Source organism: Streptomyces varsoviensis, assembly GCF_000718635.1.
GTDB lineage: Bacteria > Actinomycetota > Actinomycetes > Streptomycetales > Streptomycetaceae > Streptomyces > Streptomyces varsoviensis.
Genome location: NZ_JOBF01000044.1, coordinates 1 through 18,779 on the forward strand (window position 1 = coordinate 1; position 18,779 = coordinate 18,779).

Sequence of the window (18,779 nt, forward strand, 5' to 3'; positions counted from 1 at the left end):
ACCTGCCCACCCCCACTCACCCCCACTCACCCCAGCAGCCCCCGCACCGCAGCCCGGTCGACGTTCGTGAGGGCGCGGAGAAGCTTTGGGGTGAGGAAGACGATGAGGAGGCCGGCGAGGGAGACGGCGGCGAGTTGGAAGGGGGAGGTCAGGTAGTACTGGTGGTGGGCGCCGCCCGAGGTGAAGTCGTAGACGCGGTAGCCGGGCCAGCCGACGTAGTGCGGGAAGACCCAGTTGTAGGCGGGGAGCAGCGCGAGTGCCCAGCCGACGAGGAGGACGCTCGTCGTCACGACGAAGCTCACCATCCGCCAGGGGAACATCACCACCTGGAAGAGGAACGCGCGCCAGCCCGCCGCGTCCCCCAGCCGGGCCCGCTGCGCGGCCCAGAAGCCCGCGGCGTGCGGCTTCGCCACGGGCGCGGGCGCGGCGACCTCCAGGCCGAGCTTCCTGGCCGCCCTCCGGCGTTCGGCCGCGCCGAGCCCCCGCGCACCGGCCAGCAGCCCGGCGAGTACGGGCAGTCCGAGCACCGTGATGGCGAGCGTCACGCCGATCGAGAACAGCCCCACGGCGAAGAGGAAGCCGACGACGGCGATCGGCATCGAGGCCAGGACGTACCCGATCTCGCGGTACGTGACGGCGGCGAACGGCGCGCGCCAGAAGCCGACCCGTTCCGCCTCGGCGTCTACCGGGGCGGCCGGAACCGCCGGGGCGGCCGCCGGAGCGGACGCGGAACCGTACGACAGGGCGCTGGTGCTCATGCTCATGGCGGGCCTCGGATTCGTGTGTCTCGGGTGTTTCGGGAGTTTCGGGAGTTTCGTGTGATGAGGGCTGGGACGGTGGCGCCCCGTCTCGACCTCCACGATCCCGAATCCGAACGCCCGGCGGCATACGGTGACGTGGCCTCTTCAGGGTGGTGCTAGGTCCACCCCGGCCGGGGGCCGGTCGGGCCGACGGGGCCGCCCCGGCCTGCGCTGAGCGGCGGCCCCACGCCCGTACCCATCACCGGCCCGCCGCCTCCGCATCCGCGTCGGCAGTCATCACCGGGAACTCCAACCCCGCCGGCAGCGCCCCGGTGTATATCACCCCCAGCCGTTGCGTGGCCCGGGTCAGCGCCACGTACAGGTCGCTCGCCCCGAACTCCGCGGGTTCCACGACGATCACCGAGTCGAACTCCAGCCCCTTGGCCTGCCGGGGGTCGAGCAGCACCACGGGCCTGGTCAGGTCCGGGGAGCGGCCGGCGGCGGCGTGCGGCAGGGCGGCGCCGATCGCGCCGTGCAGCGCGCGCGGCGCGATCACCGCGAGGTGCCCAACCTCGTTCCCCCGCGTGGTGTCCTGCGCCGCCTCCCCCGACATCTCCCTTCCGACAGCCTCGGCCACCGCCCCGGCCACGGCCTCAGCCCCCCTTCCAGCCACAGCCTCCGCCCCCGTGCCAGCCACAGCCTCAGCCCCCGTGCCAGCCATCGCCCCGGCCCCTGCTCCAGCCCCGCCCCCGCCGACGCGGTGCGCCCAAGGCCGTACGCCCGTGGAGCGGATCGAGCGCGGCGGCTCGAAGGCGGGGTCGGTGGCGCGCGGGACCGCTGCCGCGATCTCCATGATCTCGGTGGGCGTGCGGTAGTTGACCCCGAGCCGTACGCGCTTCCAGCGGTCCCCGGCGTGCGGCGCGAGGATCGTCTCCCATGAACCGCAGCCGCCCGGCTCGGCGGCCTGCGCCGGGTCGCCGACCAGCGTCATCGAGTGGGTCGGGCAGCGGCGCATCAGCAGCCGCCACATCATCGGGGACAGCTCCTGCGCCTCGTCGACGATGATGTGGCCGAAGGCCCAGGTGCGGTCGGCGGCGGCGCGCTCGGCGGCGCTGCGGTGGTCGGCCTCCTCCTGGCGTTCGGCGAGCCGTTCCGCGTCCACGAGGTCGTGGGCGGCCAGCACCTCGGAGTCCTCCTCGTCGAGGTCCTCGAACTCGTACGTGCGCGAGCCGTGGGAGAGGTCGAGGACGCCCTGTGCGTAGGCGATGCGTTCCTGCCGCTCGGCCTCGGCGGCGGCGCGGGCGGCGGAGTCGTCCTCGCCGAGCAGTTCGGCGGCCTCGTCGAGCAGCGGCACGTCGGCGGGCGTCCAGTCCTGACCACCACTCTCGGCACTACCGGCACTACCGGCACTCTCGGCACTACCGGGGCGCCGGATGGCCTCCGCGGCCCCTCCCTTCAGTTCCCCCAGCTCCTCCAGCTCCTCCAGATGTACGGGGTCGGCGAGGAAGTCGGCGACCAGTTCCTCCGGGGTGAGGGCCGGCCACAGTGAGGCGATGGCGGCGTGTACGTCGGCGCTGGCGGCGATGGCCTTGCCGAGCATGGCGGTGTCGTCGGGCCCGAGGAGGTTGGGCCCGCCGTACGGGTCCGCGCCGATCCGGTCCGTGAGCTGCGCGGTGAGCGCGTCGATGACGTGGAACGCGAAGTGCGGCCGCGCGAGGTTGTGCGGCAGCCCGGTCGCGCGCGCCGCGTGCCGCGCGTCGCTCGCGATGTCCGCGTCCAGCAGCAGTTCGCCGTCCTCGTGGTCGATGACGATGGGCGCGTTGAACGGCGGCAGCGTCTGCCGGTCCCGTACGAACCGGGCCAGCGCGTCGGCCATGGCCGCGCTGCCCTTGACCTCGGCGGCGCGCGCGGTGTCGGTGCCGGTGGCGGTCACGCCGGGGAAGAGGTCGCCGGGCGTGGCGAGCAGCACCCCGGTCTCGCCGAGCGAGGGCAGCACCTCGGCGATGTAGCCGAGGAACGCCGGGTTCGGCCCGACGATCAGCACGGCCCGGCGGGCCAGCAGTTCCCGGTGCGCGTAGAGCAGGTACGCGGCCCGGTGCAGCGCCACCACGGTCTTCCCGGTGCCGGGCCCGCCCTCCACGACGAGGATGCCGTGGTGCGGGGCGCGGATGATCCGGTCCTGTTCGGCCTGGATGGTCTGCACGATGTCGTGCATCCGGCCCGTGCGCGCGGCGTCCAGCGAGGCCAGCAGCACGGCGTCGGCGTCGGAGCCCTCGTACCCGGTGCGCTCGGTGTCGGTGAGGTCCATCAGCTCGTCATGGAGCCCGGTGACCCGGCGCCCTTCCGTGGTGATGTGCCGCCGCCGGCGCAGCCCCATCGGCGTGTGCCCGGTCGCGAGGTAGAACGGCCGCGCCACCTCCGCCCGCCAGTCGACGACCAGCGGCGTACGCTCCGGGTCGTCCCGCCGCATCCCGATCCGTCCGATGTGGTGGTCGCGCCCGTCCCGGAACGCCAGCCGCCCGAAGCACAGCCCGCTCTCCCCGGCGTTGAACGCCGCCAGCAGCCCGGACCGCTCCGCGACCAGCACCTCCCGCTCCAGCCGCGCCTGATGTCCGCTCCCCCCGACCGGCAACACCTCCCGCACCGCGCCCTCGGCCTCGGCCCGCAACTCGGCCAGCCGCCCGTAGAGCAGATCGATGAATTCCTGCTCGTCTCGCATTTCCGCGTTTGACAATTCAGCTCCGCTCGGATACCTTGTGAAAGTCAGGGATTCGCCATGCCCAAAAGGTAATGCAGGCATGGAAACCCCCAATATACGCAGAGAAATACCCCGGCCGTCAATACGGACCGGGTTTTTCCTATGCGCCCAGCCCAGCCCAGCCCGACTCTGACTCTGCCCGGTCCGGAGCGCCTGCCCGTAGCGATCAATCCGATCCCGCGCTCGAAACCATCGACCCGACCCCGCGCCCGTACCGATCGACCCGGTCAGCGGCCCACCTCATACGCCCGTAAACGCAAGCATCCGGAAGAGACCGGCCGATAGCGGTCCGGCCCGGTACCGGTCCCGTGTGTCGTCGTTACCTTGGTCCCTCCGTGGCTCGGTTGCCCTTCGCGGGGGTGCGATTGAGGACGGTGGGTGCATGGGGTTCGGCTCGGTCCGGTGGGGGGATGGGCGGGTGCCCGCCGAAATGACGAGTTTCGTCGGGCGGGGGCGGGAGATCGCGCGGTGCCGGGAGTTGCTGGCGCGTACGCGGCTGGTGACGCTCGTGGGGCCCGGCGGGGTGGGGAAGACACGGATCGCCATGCGGGTCGCGGCGCGGGTGGCGGGGGAGTACGAGGAGGGGGCGCGGTTCGTCGAGCTGTCGGGGCTGGGGCACGCCGAGTCGCTGCCGCGGGCCGTGTCCGAGGCGCTGGGACTGCCCGAGCAGCGGTCGAGGCCGCAGGAGGACGCCCTGGTCGAGTACGCGGCGGAGCGCGAGCTGCTGCTCGTACTCGACACCTGCGAGCACGTACTCGACTCCTGCGCCGCCCTCGCCGATCTGCTGCTTCCCCGGGCGCCCCGGCTGACGATCCTCGCCACCAGCCGGCAGCCGCTCGCCGCGCCCGGCGAGCACCTGCTGCCCGTACCGGCGCTGCCGCTGCCCCGGCCCGGCGACGACGGGGACAGCGACGCGCTCGCCCTGCTGGCCGAGCGGGCCGCCGCCGTGCTGCCCGGCTTCGCGCTGACCGGCGCGAACCGGCGGCACGCCGTCGCCCTCTGCCACCGCCTCGGCGGCATGCCGCTGGCCATCGAGCTGGCCGCCGTCCGGTTGCGGGCGCTGCCGCTCGACCAGCTCGTGGCGCGGCTCAGCGACACGTTCGCGCTCCTCGACCACGGCCGTATGACGACGTCCGCGCGCCATCAGACGCTGCGCAGGACCATGGACTGGAGCCATGAACTGTGCACGCCCGCCGAGCGGTTGCTGTGGGCGCGGCTCTCCGTGTTCGCGGGGTCGTTCGGTCTGGACGCCGTCACCGAGGTCGCCGCCGACGACGAGCTGCCGGCCGACGCGGTCCTGAACCACCTGGTGGGGCTCGTCGAGAAGTCCGTGGTGGTGCGGCTGGGCGAGGACGGCGACCGCTACCGGCTGCTGGACACGCTGCGCGAGTACGGCGCCGACCGGCTCGAAGAACTCGGCGGCACCGGCGCGCTCCGCCGCCGCCACGTCGCCTACTTCCACGCCAAACTGCGCCACTTCGAGGAACGGTTCGCCGGTTCACGCCAGCTCCCGCTCTACCAAGGGCTCGTGGCCGAGCGCGAGAACCTGCGCGCGGCCCTGCGCTACGCAGACGGCGGCCCCGAACTCCTCGGGCTCACCGCCGTCATGTGGCCGTACTGGCTCTGCTCCGGGCAGCCCGCCGAGGGCGCGTACTGGATGGGGCGGGCCCTGGACCGTACCCGCGAGCAACGCCCCACCTCGCGGCGGGCGATGGTCCTCGCCCTGCGCTCCATGTTCGTCAGCAGGGAGGGCGACCAGGCCACGGCCCTGGACATCGCCACCGACGCGCTCGCCGCCGCCCGGGCCGCCGGCGACGCCCGGTCGGCGGCCTGGGCCGGCTTCGCCGAGGCCGCCGCCCTCTACTACCAGGGCGTCCACGAACGGGGGCTGGCCGGGGCCGGGACGGCGGTCGCGCTGATGCGGGAGGCCGGGGACGCGCACGGCGAGCGGCTGGCCCAGATGCACCTGAGCGTCGCCCACCTGCTGGCCGGGCGGCCCGAGGCGGCACTCGAAGCCGCCCGCGGCACCCTCGAACTCCTCGGCGCCGACAGCGAGGAGTGCTTCGTCCAGGGTTCGCAGCGGATCACCGAGGGCCTGGCGCACCTGCTGCTCGGCGCGACCGCCGACGCCGCCCGTTCGCTGCGCGCGGGCGCCCGGCTGTCGGGCGCGCTGGGCGACACGCTGGGCGTGGCGGCGGCCATGAACCTGCTGGCCTGGGTCGCGGTCGACGAGGGCCGGATGCGCAGGGCGGCCTGCCTGTTCGGGGCGTGCGCCGCCCAATGGCGCAAGATCGGGCCGCAGTCCCTGGTCGGGAACCCGCAGATGCGCGCCATGCACGACGAGTACGAGCAGCGGGCCCGCGACGAGCTGGGCGCCGGCCGCTACACCGCCCTGTACGCCAAGGGCGCCGCGCTCTCCCTCGGTGCGGGCGTGCTGATGGCGGCGGAGGACAAGGACGCGCCGTCGGGCGTGCCCCGGCAGCGGACGACGGCCGTACGGACGACCGCGGTACGGACGACTGCGCCAGGGACGACCGCGTCAGGGACGACCTCGGTAGGGACGACCCCGGTAGGGACGACCCCGGTAGGCATGACCCCGGCAGGGACGCGGCCCGCGCCGCACGCGCTGACGCCGCGCGAACGGGAGGTGGCCGGGCTCGTCGCGGAGGGCCTGACCAACCGGGAGATCGCCGAACGCCTCGTCATCTCCCGCCGCACCGTCGACGCCCACGTCGAGCACATCCTCGCCAAGCTCGGGTACTCGTCGCGGACACAGGTCGCGGAGTTGCTGAGGGGTGGGTGAGGGGCCGAGGGGCGCGACGCGCCGCCTGGCGCGCTCCTCGCCGTTCACTGCTCTTCGCCGTTCACTGCTCTTCGCCGTTCACTGCTCTTCGCCGTTCACTGCTCTTCGCCGTTCACCGCTCCTCGCCGTTCACCGCTCTTCGCCGTTCACTGCGGCGGGGCGGCGGGGCGGCGGGGCGGCGGGGCGGCGGGCCGTCAGGGGGCCGGCAGTAGGTATTAGGTATACGGATACGGACCGGTCACCGATGCCCTGCCGCGCCGCCCCGGTCAAGCTGACTGCCTCCCGAGGAGACGGACCCTGGAGGTAGGGAAGATGCCGGAGCCGCTGGACGGCCGGTCCGCCGCACTGGTCGGCCGTGACGCCGAGGCGATCGAGGTCGAACGGCTGCTGAGGGAGCACCGGCTCGTCTCGGTCGTCGGCCCCGGCGGGGTCGGCAAGAGCGCGCTGGCGGCGGACGTGGTGCGGCGGATGCTCCCCGGCCCGTGGGCGGCGGTGGCCGCCACCGACCTGGCCGGGCTGGAGACGCCCGGCCAGGTGCCGCACTGGATGGCCTGCGCGCTGCGGCTGTGGGGCCGGCCGCGGCTGGCCGAGGTGGCGGGGGACCGGCCGAGGCTGCCGGTCGTGGACACCAGCGAGCACCTGGCCGAGGCGGTGGGGGACCGGCCGACGCTGCTGGTCGTGGACACCTGCGAGCACCTGGCCGAGGAGTGCGCGGACGTGCTCGTACGGCTGGTCGAGGCGTGTGCGGGCATGCACGTCCTGGTCACCAGCAGGGTGCCGCTGCGGACGCCCGCCGGCTACCCGCTGCCGCCGCTCGCCCCGGAGGCCGCCGCCACGCTGTTCTCGCGGGCGGCGCTGCGGTTCGGCGCCAGCGTCACGCCGGAGAGCGAACTGGCCCGCAGGATCTGCACTTCGCTGGACGGCCTGCCGTTGGCCGTCCACCTCGCTGCGGGCGGGCTCGCGCACCGCACCCCCGACGAACTGCTCCCCTTCGTCTCCCGGCTCCGGCACGTACTGGACCTGACCTCGCCCGTCACCCCGCTGCCCAGCCGCCAGCGCACCCTGCGCGCCTCGCTGAGCTGGAGCCACCGGCTGTGCACGCCGGACGAGCGGCTGCTATGGGCGCGGTGCAGCGTGTTCGACGAACCGTTCACGCTGCGGGACGCGCTCGCGGTCTGCTCGGACGAATGGCTCGCCGCGAGCCCCCTCGTCACGGCCTTCGCCGGGCTCGCCGCGCAGTCCGTGATCACCCCGGAGCCGCCGCCGCACCCGGCCGCCTTCCGGATGCCGCGGGTCACGCGGGCGTACGGGCGTCAGCGCCTGGAACTGCTCGGCGAGGAGGACGAGTTCGAGCGGCGGTGCGCGGCCTGGTGCGTCGGCGGGCGGTGAGGCGGCGAGGCGGTGAGGGGGCGAGGGCGGTGGAGCGGTAGGGCGGGTGAGTACGTACGTATGTGGGGACGGGCGGTGGTGGGTACGTACGGGCCGGGGTGGCGGGGTGCGTACGGGCCCGGGGCGGGTGGTGGGTACGTACGAGCTGCGGGGGCGGGACGGCGTCCGGTACGTACGTGTGGCCGCCGGCCCGTCGTCAGGGCGTGGCGGCTGGGCGTCAGGGCGTGGCGGTCGGGCGTCTGCGCGTGGCCGCTGGGCGTCAGCGCGTGGCGGCCGGGCGCGGGCTGCCGTGGAAGACCTGGCGGGTGTGCCAGGCGCGGTGGCCGTCCGCCACGCGGGCGGCGCCCGCCTGCGGGCCGATGAGCGGACGGCCGGCGAGCGCGGTGACGTGCTCGCGGGCGGCGGCGCTCTGCCCGACGAAGTGCTGGGAGACCATCACGACGTGGCCCTCGCCCACGCCGAGTACGCCCTTGTCGAACAGCTTGTGGTGCAGGGCGCACAGGCACAGCCCGTTGTCGACGACGTCGGGCCCGTCGAAGGCCCACCAGCGCACGTGCGCGGCCTCCAGACCGACCGGGGCCGCCCCGATCCGCCCGTCGTAGCCGCAGAAGGCGCACTGGTACTCGTAGGCGGTCAGCACCAGTTCCCGCATCCGCCGGTCCCGCCGCTGGCGCGGCCCCACCAGCAGCGGGTCCGTCTCCGCGGCTTCCAGCTCCAGCCCCACCGCCTCGCACAGGTCGGGGTGGAGGGAGGGCGGGAAGTGCAGGTCGAGCAGGACGCGGGCCATCCGGCCGAGGAGTGCGGGCTCGCGCCGCAGCGCCGAGCGCAGCTCCGGTGCGAGCCGGCCGGCCGCGCCCGACGCGCGCAGTTCCAGCACGCCGGTCCCGGGGCTGCCCGGGCCGCGATCCGTACGGACCTCCCACACGCCGTCGCTGACGAGGTGGTGGAAGGGGTAGGCCGGGGTGGTCTTGTTGGCGGGGCCGTACTCGATCAGGAGCCGCTTCAGGTCCTCTTCGACGGCGCTGTAGCGCAGCTCGCCGTCGGCGTCCTCCTGGAAACGGCCCAGCGCGTACAGCAGCAACAGCGGTTTGTGCGGCGCTCGTACGCCGTGCCCCGTCCACTGCCGCAGCTTCGCGATGCGCTCCAGCCAGTCGTCCATGGCGGCCGATCATATGCGCGGGGTGGGGGTGTTGGCCGGGGAGGGGCATTGGCCGGGGAGGGGTGCGGCCGTCCCGGCGGCGGTGGGTAAAGACAGGCGGTGGGTAAAACATTCGCCGGTGTCTGCCTGCGAGTTGTGCGGGCGCGGTGCTGGGGCGCGTTGGCCTATCGGCCGCGGGCGAGTGGTAGCCGGATCATGCCCATGCCAGATTTGCCGCCCCGAACACCAACAAACACGGCTAAACAGGCCGCCTTTCCTTCCCGTATGACCGGAGATGGAGGCGTATCGGATGATTTGCCGTGATGCGAATACACAGCCATTCCAAAACGTGAATAGAAGAATTCACCGCTGTGATCTGGGTCACTTGACACTTTTAGCGGCGGGGTCTTCACTCTCTCGCGGCGGACGGAATGTATTCGGAAGGGGTTCCGGTTCTTTCGGATTACAGCTGTTCGCCGAGTCGGTTGGTCAGTCAGTCATTCAGTCAGCCAGGCTGTTATAGCTGGTACATATGAATGGAGGAATTTATGAAGCTGGTTCACCTGGTCAACAAGTTCCGTTCGGAGAAGAGCCTCAAGGCATACTCCTGGTACCAGTGGCTCTGATCGAGTAGTTTTTCACCGGCCCCGGGCCGGCCGGCGACCCCGGCCGGCCCGGGCAGCCCAGCAACGGAGTTCACCCATGCCAATGCATCGCACCGGCGGGAGCACTCGGGCCGTAGAGTTCGCGCCGCGCATCGCGGAACTGCTCAGCCGCTATGGCGATGCGCCGCTGTTCCGTCTGGAACCGGACACCATCGGCATAGCCGACCCCGACCTCATGAACGCCGTACTGAGCGGCAGGCCGGCCAACGAACACGAACGCCCCACCTTCAAGCCCGTGCAGGGCAGGTCGGTGACGCGCACCGAAGCCTCCGCCTTCATGCAGGCCCTGGGCGCGGACGTGCGGGCGGCGCTCCAGCGCCCGGTGGACTCGGCGGCCGACGTCAGCGGCCCCTGGCCGCACGCCGGACACGTCTATCTCCGCGACCTCCTTTTCGGCCGCGAACACCTGCGCTTCCGCGTTCTGGTGGACCGCAGACTGGAGCTCACGCCGAAATTGACCTGGGCGGCCGTGGCCTCCGGCGCCGCCGTGCTGGGCAGACCGAAGAGCGACGAACCGCTCTCCAAGCTCGCCACCCTCGTTCTCGATTCGCAGAACTACCGCGACCGCCGCCACGCCATGTTCCTCTACCGGCGAATGGGCGCGCCGATGTGCTTCACGGTGTCCGCGCTCGTTACCAGCGCCCTGTGGCTCGGCGCCCCGTTCCGCGACGACATGTCGAATCGGAACATCCTCCTGGAAGCTCTGCGCCTGCTGCCGCCGTCGTGGAACATCCTGCGCGTGGCCTCCCCGGAATTCCTTTCCGTGGACGAACGCATCGGCCCCGGGGACGACATTCTGCTGTTCCCCTTGCTGAGCCACCGCAACCCGAAATTCTGGGACGATCCCGAGGAATTCCTCCCCGAACGCTGGGACGAACTCGACAGCGAGAACCACCCCGGCTACCTCCCCTTCGGCCCCACCAGCGAACGCTGCTGGGCCCGTCACATGGTCTTCCCCCTCGCCGAACGCCTCCTCGACCTCGTACGCCGCGACGGCCTCGTCGTGAGCCCCGACCAGACCAAGGTCAAAGTCGAACTGGGCGGGCTGCTGGAATTGTCGGAGGTCCGGATGGTGCGCCCGTGACAGCTCTTGCCGCGACGGCCCCGACGTGTCCAGGAGAAGCGCCCTAGGCGGGCATGACCCCGTGAATGCGGGATAGGGCGAAGACGCGTTCGTCGTCGCGCAGATGGCACCAGGCGTACAGATAGGGCGGATCGAAATCGATCTCGCTGATGGTGCGCACGGTGCGATTGCCCGACGCGGCGACGTATTCGATGGTGACGGCCCGGCCCTCGCTGATGGCGTGCGACAACTGGCGGACATCGGTGAGGGGCAACAGGCGCGCGTACGTCGCGGTGATCTCCTCGACGTCGGTGGCGTAGGGAACGCCGTTCTGCGGATCGGGCACCGGCGCGACGGGCGGCGCGGCCAGGAGCTTGGCGGCGAGCGCGGTCAGGTCGACGCCGCTCGCGTCCGGGGGCGCCTCGCCTTGTCGTACGACCAGGAACGGACTCTCCGAGGCAGCCAAGGGGACGAGCCGTGGTGACGGCTCTGGGACCGTCGCGCGGCGCCGCCGGGGCTTGTCGATCCGTACGGCTCCGTCGGCGGCCTCGGCGACGGGCGCGTACCCGGCGCTCCGCAGCGCGTCCAGGGTCTTGTCGAGCGCGGTCCGGCTGAGCAGCACCGTCGGCGCGACCTGCCGCAGGCCGAGGCCGGCGAGGCGCCGGTGGGCGGCGAGTTCGGCGAGGAGGGCCGGCTCCGCGCCGTGGATCACGCAGGGTGCGGTGGCGACGCGTACTCGGCCGTGGCCGCGCGCGGTGTCGTGGATCAGGTACGTCAACGGCTGCGGCAGGGCGCCCACGGCGACGGCCGCCAGGTCGGCCGCGATCGCCTCGGCCGTACGGCCCGAATCCAGCGCCCGCCCCACGGTATCCGCCCCGAACCGCCACACCGACGCCGTCCCCCCGGCCTCCCGCCCCGCGGTGGCGTCCAGGAGCGCGGCGAGGCGGGCGGACGGGGTGCCGGTGACGACGGCGGTGAGGTCGGCCCCGAAATGAGCCGTCTTGGCCGCGGCGGGCAGCAGCTCTCGGCAGACCGTCGCCAGGCCCGTGGAGTTGTCATCCCGCGCGGCGGCGCCGAGGCGGGAGAGCGCGCCGCGGGCGATGACTCCGAGCAGTTCGGCCTCGCGGATCAGCGCGGCGTACGGGGCGGACCCCTGGCCGTGGTCGCCCGCGTACGGGGCGGGCCCCTGGCCGTGGTCGCCCGCGTACGGGGCGGGCCCCTGGCCGTGGTCGACCGCGTACGGGCGGTACCAGCCGATCAGCGTCCCCAGTTCCGCGGAGCGCTCGACTCCTTCCCCCGGGGCGAGGCGCGCGGCGACGAGGAGGCCGTCCCGGGCCCATACGCAGCAGTCGCAGGGAGGCGCCCCGGCGAGCGCGGGAAGCGTCTTGCCGTCGTCGCCACGGGACCGGGTCGGGGTGCGCGGCGACTGGATCCACGCCCGTAGCAGCGCGGCGAACTGCTCGGCCGGTTCCTGGGCCGCCCAGGCGTCGTAGCCGTCCGTCATCGCGACCTCGCCGCCGTCCGGAGCCACCAGCCCGGCCCCGTACGCGGTCTCCAGCGCGAGCCGTACGAGCGTGTCGTCACACCGCGCGGCCTTGCCGATCCGGGACAGCTCGCGCGCGCCGACGCCGCCCGCGCCGGACTTCAGCAGGGCCGGCGGCGCGGCGGCGCACACCGCCAGGACGGACGTGGCGTGGGCGGTGAAGGCCGTGGCGGCGGCGGAGGCTTCCCGGTCCACATCCGCCGGGCCGACGGGCGTCGTGGACACCGGGGGAGGGAGGGGATCGAAGGGGGCGTGCCAGGCGGTCCCGCGCAGCGCGAGCGTCACTTCGACGGGCATGCAGATGTGTTCGTACCGGTGCGGGTCCGGTACCAGCAGCCCCCGCTCCAGCGCCCAGCGGGCACCGGGCCGGGAGCCGTACTCGTGGGGAGGCAGATGGAGTTCGCCCCCGCCGGCGGCCAGGCGTTCCAGCAGTTCCCGCGCGGCCGCGGGCGCGCCCGCCACCAGCGAGAGGACCCGCTGCGGATCGCGGAGATGGCCCACGAGGGCGGAGAGCCGCTGCCGCTTGGTGCTGCCCGGCGAAGGAACGCCCAGGGTCACCAGCATGCGCCGCAGTTCCTCGGTTCCTCTGTCGGCGAGCAGCGTGTCGAGGGAGGCTACGAACCCCAGCGGCGCCCGCCACACCAGCCGCAACGGCTCGGCCGCGCACCACAGCCCGTCACCGTCGGGCCAGACCAGCGCCTGACCACCCAGCGCCTCAAGAACCTCACCCAGCTCGCGAGCCCCCTCTGTCTCTTGCGCCCCTTCTGATCCTTCCGGCCCTTTCGCCCCGGCAACCCCCAGCAACTCCTCCAGCTCCCCGCGCTCAGCAGGCCCCAACGCCACCAGCGCCTCAGCCACCTGCAAACACGGCAGCGTCAACCGCGGCAACACCCGCCCCACCGACGCCGGCCGCTGCAACCGACTCGCCACCTCCCCGAGGGAGCACGGCTCCGGCGGCGCCGCACTGTCCGCCCGCTCACCAAGCACCCGCCCCAACCGCGCGGCCCCAAGCCCCCCAAGCCACGCGATCAACGCCCCCTCGCCCGAACTGCCACCGCGCCCCATCACCCAACCGACTATGCGCCATCCCACAGCCCCCCGAAAAGCGCTCCCTCAGCGCTCCCACTTCCGGCCAACCCCCTGTCCAGAACAGCCAACTTCAGTCAGCCCCGACCAACCCCGATCACCAGACCACCCCCAAACGACGACCGCTCCCACCCGCTACGGGAGGGCCCGCCCGAGCGCCGGCGAGCGACGCGGAGCACACCGGAGCACACCCAAAGGGCGCCCCAGCTTCCCGCCGAGACGAAGACTGAGCCGCGAGACAACGAGAAGGGCCCCGCCGCTATGCGGTGGGGCCCTTCATCTGCCCTGCTGGGCCAGTGCGGAGGATACGAGATTCGAACTCGTGAGGGGTTGCCCCCAACACGCTTTCCAAGCGTGCGCCCTAGGCCACTAGGCGAATCCTCCGCCGCAAACAATACAAGACCGGAGAGGGTGCTCGCGAACATGGGCGGGAGGGGGGCTGGGGGTGGTCCGGGTGGGGGTTGGGATCGGTTAGAGTGAGGGCAGCCCCTCACGTGGCGCTATCTCACCGAACTCCCCCAGGGCCGGAAGGCAGCAAGGGTAAGTGGGCTCTGGCGGGTGCGTGGGGGGTCCTTGCGTTCGGGGGCGGCCGGCGGCGGGGCTCGGGTTTGTGAGCGAGGCCACTTGTCAGTGGGGCCCGATATCGTCGTATGCGTGTCGTCCCTCGCGCTCTACCGCCGCTACCGCCCCGAGTCCTTCGCAGAGGTCATCGGGCAGTCGCATGTCACCGATCCCCTGCAGCAAGCGCTGCGCAACAACCGGGTCAACCACGCCTATCTGTTCAGTGGGCCGCGCGGCTGTGGCAAGACGACCAGCGCGCGCATCCTGGCGCGCTGTCTGAACTGCGAGCAGGGGCCCACGCCCGACCCCTGCGGCGAGTGCCAGTCCTGCCGGGACCTGGCGCGCAACGGGCGCGGTTCCATCGACGTCATCGAGATCGACGCCGCTTCGCACGGTGGCGTGGACGACGCCCGTGAGCTGCGGGAGAAGGCGTTCTTCGGGCCCGCGTCGAGCCGGTACAAGATCTACATCATCGACGAGGCGCACATGGTCACCTCGGCGGGGTTCAACGCCCTACTGAAGGTGGTCGAGGAGCCGCCCGAGCATCTCAAGTTCATCTTCGCGACCACCGAGCCCGAGAAGGTCATCGGCACCATCCGGTCGCGTACGCACCACTACCCCTTCCGCCTCGTCCCCCCGGGCACCCTGCGCGACTACCTCGCCGAGGTCTGCGGGCGCGAGGAGATCCCCGTCGAGGACGGGGTGCTGCCGCTGGTCGTACGGGCCGGGGCCGGGTCCGTGCGTGACTCGATGTCCGTCATGGACCAGCTCCTGGCCGGCGCCGCCGCCGACGGTGTGACATATGCCATGGCCACGGCCCTCCTCGGGTACACCGACGGCAGCCTTCTGGACGCCGTCGTCGAGGCCTTCGCCTCCGGGGACGGCGCCGCGGCCTTCGAGGTCGTCGACCGGGTCGTCGAGGGCGGCAACGACCCGCGGCGCTTCGTCGCGGACCTCCTGGAGCGGCTGCGCGACCTGGTGATCCTCGCCGCCGTCCCGGACGCCGCCGAGAAGGGGCTCATAGACGCCCCGGCCGACGTCGTGGAGCGGATGCAGGCGCAGGCGTCGGTCTTCGGCGGCGCCGAGCTGAGCCGCGCCGCCGACCTGGTCAACACGGGCCTCACCGAGATGCGCGGTGCCACGTCGCCCCGGCTCCAGCTCGAACTCATCTGCGCCCGCGTGCTGCTCCCCGCCGCCTTCGACGACGAGCGCTCCTTCCAGGCCCGCCTGGACAAGCTGGAGCGCGGCGCGATGGCCGGGGCCTTCCTGGGCACCGGCGCCGGTTCCGGGCCGCCCATGGGGTACGTGCCGGGGCCGGACGCGCACGCCCCCAGCGGACCCGGCGCGCCCGGTGGGCCGGGTGGGCCCGGGGGGCTTTCCGGGCCGGCCGCCGCTCGTGCCGCCGTTACGGGCGGGGGGCCCGCCCCTGCGGCCGCCCCCGAGGCCGGTGCCGTGCCGTCGGCCCCGCCCGCCCCGCAGCAGGCCCCGCACCAGGTGCCCCCGCCCCCGGCCGCGCAGCCCGCCCCCGCGCAGCCCGCCCAGCCCGGCGCCTGGCCCACCGCCGGCGGGGCGGCCCCCGAGCCGCCCGCCGCCCAGTCGGCCCCACAGCCCGGCGCCTGGCCCACCGCCGGTGCGGCGGCCCCCACGCCGACGACCGGTCCGCAGGCCGGTTCGCAGGCCGCTCCCGCCCGTCGTCCCGGCGGCTGGCCTTCGGCGGCCACCCCCGGTCAGGGCGCTCCCGGCCAGGGCGTTCCCGGGCAGGGGGCCCCGGCGTCGGCCGCCCCCGCAGCGGCGCCTCAGCAGGGCCAGCCGGCTCAGCAGGGGCAGGGCATGGCGCAGGTCCAGCGGATGTGGCCCGAGATCCTGGAAGCGGTCAAGAACCGCCGCCGCTTCACCTGGATCCTGCTCAGCCAGAACGCGCAAATCGCCGGGTTCGACGGCACCACCCTCCAGATCCGCTTCACCAACGCCGGGGCCCGCGACAGCTTCGCCGGCGGCGGCAGCGAAGAGGTGCTGAAGCAGGCCCTCGCCGACGCCCTCAACGTGCAGTGGAAGATCGACCTGGTCGTCGACCCCTCGGGCGGCGCGAACCCGTCCGGCGGGGGAGGCGGAGGCGGCAGCGCCTTCGGCAACGTCGGCTACGTCAACCCCGGCCACGCCCCCGCCGCCGCGCCGCGCCCGGCCGCGCCCGCCCCGCCCGACGGCGCCCCGGCCCCCGGCCCGTACGGCGGCTCGTACAGCGGCGGCGGAGGGGGCGGCGGAGGCGGCGCCCAGGGGGCGCACCAAGCCCCGCACACGCCCCCGGCCGCGTCCGCTCCCACGCCGCAGTCACCGGCCCCCGCCGCCCCCGAGCCCGCGGGCGGCGGCTATCAGGCGCAGGCTCCGGCGCCGGAGCCCCCGCCGCACGTCGCGCTGGAGGACGACATGCCGGAGGAGGACGACCCGGACCTCGTCGACTCCGCCCTCACCGGCCACGACCTGATCGTCCGCGAGCTGGGCGCCACGGTGATCGAGGAGATTCCCAACGAATGACCCCGGGGGCGGGGCATCGGGGGCCAGGGACGGGAGCGGGTCCCGCGGCCGTACGGGCATACGGGTGTACGGACGGCCGTACGGGCGTACGTACCGGCTGCTCCGGCGGGTTCCTGTGGCGGGGGCGTGATCGCTTCACCACCCCGTCACCTGGTGCTTCCCGGCCGTACCCGCGTTCCTGTCCACAGGGGGAGGGCGCGTCGCTCCGGGACCACGTAGGCTCGGGCTACTGAACCGTCGTTGTCGACAACCAGGAGCAACCCGTGATCCCCGGTGGTGGCCAGCCCAACATGCAGCAGCTCCTCCAGCAGGCCCAGAAGATGCAGCAGGATCTCGCGACGGCCCAGGAGGACCTGGCCAAGACGCCCGTGGAGGGCACGTCGGGCGGCGGCCTCGTCAAGGCCACGGTGACCGGCTCGGGCGAGCTCCAGGCCCTGGTCATCGACCCCAAGGCCGTGGACCCCGAGGACACCGAGACCCTCGCCGACCTGGTGCTGGCCGCCGTGCGCGATGCCAACGCCGCCGCGCAGCAGCTCCAGCAGGAGAAGCTCGGCCCGCTGGCCCAGGGCCTCGGCGGCATGCCGGGTCTCCCCTTCTAGACCCTCTAGACCTTCCCAGCTCCCTTCCAGACCTCTCAGACCGAGAGCATTACCCGCGTACCAACCGGCCGCAGGACCGGACAACCGGACAAGGAGAAGGCGTCCCGTGTACGAAGGCGTGGTCCAGGACCTCATCGACGAATTGGGCAGGCTGCCCGGCGTCGGTCCCAAGAGCGCGCAGCGGATCGCCTTCCACATCCTCCAGTCGGAGCCCGCGGACGTCCGCCGGCTCGCGCACGCGCTGACCGAGGTGAAGGCGAAGGTCCGGTTCTGCGGCGTCTGCGGCAATGTCGCGCAGGAGGAGCAGTGCCGGGTCTGCCTGGACCCGCGCCGCGACCTGTCGGTCATCTGCGTCGTCGAGGAGCCGAAGGACGTCGTCGCCATCGAGCGGACGCGTGAGTTCCGCGGCCGGTACCACGTGCTCGGCGGGGCCATCTCCCCCATCGAGGGCGTGGGCCCGGACGACCTGCGCATCCGGGAGCTGCTCGCCCGCCTCGCGGACGGCGTGGTGGGCGAGCTGATCCTCGCCACGGACCCCAACCTGGAGGGCGAGGCCACCGCCACCTACCTCGCCCGCATGATCAAGCCCATGGGGCTGAAGGTCACCCGGCTCGCCAGCGGGCTGCCGGTCGGCGGTGACCTGGAGTACGCCGACGAGGTCACCCTCGGCCGCGCCTTCGAGGGAAGGCGGCTGCTGGATGTCTGACACCACGACCGGGTATAGGCGTCGGGCGGGGGCCGATGCAGACGAACACCGATCCGCCACCTACGAGGTCATGCCGGAGCGTGCCTTCGAAGGGAGTCGACTTCTCGATGTCTGACGCAACGCTGCACGACGCCACCCGCGATCCCGACGAGTTCTCCGTCCAGATCGCCGACTCGATCGAGAGCTTCATCGTCGCGGTCACCGAGGTGGCCAAGGGCGACGAGCCCGACAGCGCGGTTCCCTTCCTGCTGCTGGAGGTCTCGCAACTGCTGCTGACCGGGGGCCGGCTCGGAGCGCACGAGGACTTCGTGCCGGACGAGCGGTACGAGCCGGACGTCGGTCCCGAGCCGGACGTGGACGAGCTGCGCGAGCGGTTCGCCGCCCTGCTGGACCCGATAGACGTCTACTCGGAGGTCTTCGACCCGTACGTGCCGCGCACCGCGCCCGTCGCGTGCCGGATCTCCGACGACCTCGCCGACATCGTCACCGACCTGCGGCACGGCCTCGCGCACTACCGCGACGGGCGGGTCAGCGAGGCCCTGTGGTGGTGGCAGTTCTCCTACCTCTCCAACTGGGGCCCGACCGCCAGCGCCGCGCTGCGCGCGCTGCAGTCGCTCGTGGCGCACGTACGCCTGGACTCCCCGCTCGACGAGCTCGACGGCCTCGACACGGACGCCTCGGCGGGCGAGGAGCAGTTGGCGGAGGAGGCCGGGAAGGTGATGGAGGCCGAGATCGCGGGCCCGCTGGGGCTGCGTTCCGTCTGAGTCGACGATCGGCCTGCGGCCGGCCGACCGCCCTGCGGCCCGCTTCCGACATTGAGGCCGGGGCCCCTGATCGCGGGGTCCCGGCCTCTGCCATCTGGCCCCCTGTTGAAACCGCCGTTGAATCCGCCATTGAAACCGCCGTTGAAACCGGCATTGAAGGCCCAGACGAAACCGCCGTTGAATCCGCTGTCGAAACGCCCGTTCGCCTTTCGTGTCGGATGTGAACTTGTGACCTGGGTTACGTTCTCGTGTGCTCGTGGCGGATGCGGGAAGGGTCCGTAGCGGAGCGGGTTCGATGAGGAGCCACGCCGGTCATGATCATCCAGTGAGCGGTTTGTCTCATAGTGTGATATCGGCGGGGCGGATTCCGCCTGCTCGATAGACTGAGCCGACCGCATCACCCCCCTGGCGGGGGTCTGGGGGTCACCCCCA

12 protein-coding genes, 1 tRNA gene and 1 other RNA gene are annotated in these 18,779 nt (G+C 72.9%); 9 read left to right on the forward strand and 5 right to left on the reverse strand.

From position 1 onward, the window contains the following. Positions 1-26 precede the first annotated feature (26 nt). Together IF55_RS34850 and IF55_RS34855 are read right to left on the reverse strand one after the other, a co-directional pair. Entirely contained in the window at positions 27-764 is a 738-nt protein-coding gene (locus IF55_RS34850) for a sensor domain-containing protein (protein WP_245661655.1), read from the reverse strand. 235 nt (positions 765-999) lie between these two features. Next, positions 1,000-3,459, reverse strand: a complete 2,460-nt coding sequence (locus tag IF55_RS34855; RefSeq protein ID WP_037967359.1) for a HelD family protein — start codon at positions 3,457-3,459, stop codon at positions 1,000-1,002. A gap of 469 nt (positions 3,460-3,928) precedes the next feature. Here IF55_RS34855 and IF55_RS40240 point away from each other — a divergent pair, with 469 nt between their 5' ends. Then, positions 3,929-6,301, forward strand: a complete 2,373-nt coding sequence (locus IF55_RS40240) for an ATP-binding protein (protein ID WP_048833061.1) — start codon at positions 3,929-3,931, stop codon at positions 6,299-6,301. A 312-nt stretch (positions 6,302-6,613) separates the two neighbouring features. Further along, positions 6,614-7,690 carry an ATP-binding protein gene (locus IF55_RS34865; protein WP_048833063.1) on the forward strand — a complete coding sequence of 359 codons (1,077 nt, stop codon included), beginning with the start codon at positions 6,614-6,616 and terminating at the stop codon, positions 7,688-7,690. A 259-nt stretch (positions 7,691-7,949) separates the two neighbouring features. Here IF55_RS34865 and IF55_RS34870 read toward each other — a convergent pair whose 3' ends face one another. Continuing rightward, a complete protein-coding gene (locus IF55_RS34870; RefSeq protein WP_030892398.1) occupies positions 7,950-8,849 on the reverse strand; it encodes a phosphorothioated DNA-binding restriction endonuclease in 900 nt (299 codons plus the stop codon). 515 nt (positions 8,850-9,364) lie between these two features. Here IF55_RS34870 and IF55_RS41065 point away from each other — a divergent pair. Together IF55_RS41065 and IF55_RS34875 are read left to right on the forward strand one after the other, a co-directional pair. Then, positions 9,365-9,454, forward strand: coding sequence for a tryptorubin family RiPP precursor (locus tag IF55_RS41065; protein WP_245661656.1), 90 nt, complete (start codon positions 9,365-9,367; stop codon positions 9,452-9,454). Positions 9,455-9,530: 76 nt separating this feature from the next. Continuing rightward, on the forward strand, positions 9,531-10,577 hold the full coding sequence (locus IF55_RS34875; RefSeq protein ID WP_030892401.1) for a cytochrome P450: 1,047 nt from the start codon (positions 9,531-9,533) through the stop codon (positions 10,575-10,577). A 43-nt stretch (positions 10,578-10,620) separates the two neighbouring features. Here IF55_RS34875 and IF55_RS34880 read toward each other — a convergent pair whose 3' ends face one another. Together IF55_RS34880 and IF55_RS34885 are read right to left on the reverse strand one after the other, a co-directional pair. Further along, positions 10,621-12,957: a helicase-associated domain-containing protein gene (locus IF55_RS34880; RefSeq protein WP_342668374.1), complete on the reverse strand. Its 2,337-nt coding sequence runs from the start codon at positions 12,955-12,957 to the stop codon at positions 10,621-10,623. Between the two features lie 527 nt (positions 12,958-13,484). Beyond that, positions 13,485-13,569 (reverse strand) — tRNA-Ser (locus tag IF55_RS34885). A gap of 97 nt (positions 13,570-13,666) precedes the next feature. Between IF55_RS34885 and ffs the strand changes: the two genes are divergently transcribed. The 5 genes from ffs to IF55_RS34905 all read left to right on the forward strand — a co-directional run bounded on the left by ffs (position 13,667) and on the right by IF55_RS34905 (position 18,347). Continuing rightward, an RNA gene (ffs, locus tag IF55_RS36570) (signal recognition particle sRNA small type) lies at positions 13,667-13,763 on the forward strand. Between the two features lie 76 nt (positions 13,764-13,839). Further along, a complete protein-coding gene (locus tag IF55_RS34890) occupies positions 13,840-16,278 on the forward strand; it encodes a DNA polymerase III subunit gamma and tau (RefSeq protein WP_037967365.1) in 2,439 nt (812 codons plus the stop codon). 263 nt (positions 16,279-16,541) lie between these two features. After that, positions 16,542-16,877, forward strand: coding sequence for a YbaB/EbfC family nucleoid-associated protein (locus IF55_RS34895; protein ID WP_063764091.1), 336 nt, complete (start codon positions 16,542-16,544; stop codon positions 16,875-16,877). Positions 16,878-16,983: 106 nt separating this feature from the next. Then, complete coding sequence (gene recR / locus IF55_RS34900; protein ID WP_030892412.1) at positions 16,984-17,583, forward strand: recombination mediator RecR; 600 nt, start codon at positions 16,984-16,986, stop codon at positions 17,581-17,583. Between the two features lie 107 nt (positions 17,584-17,690). Further along, positions 17,691-18,347 (forward strand): DUF5063 domain-containing protein, encoded by a 657-nt coding sequence (locus IF55_RS34905; RefSeq protein WP_030892415.1) that lies wholly within the window; start codon positions 17,691-17,693, stop codon positions 18,345-18,347. Positions 18,348-18,779: the final 432 nt, after the last annotated feature.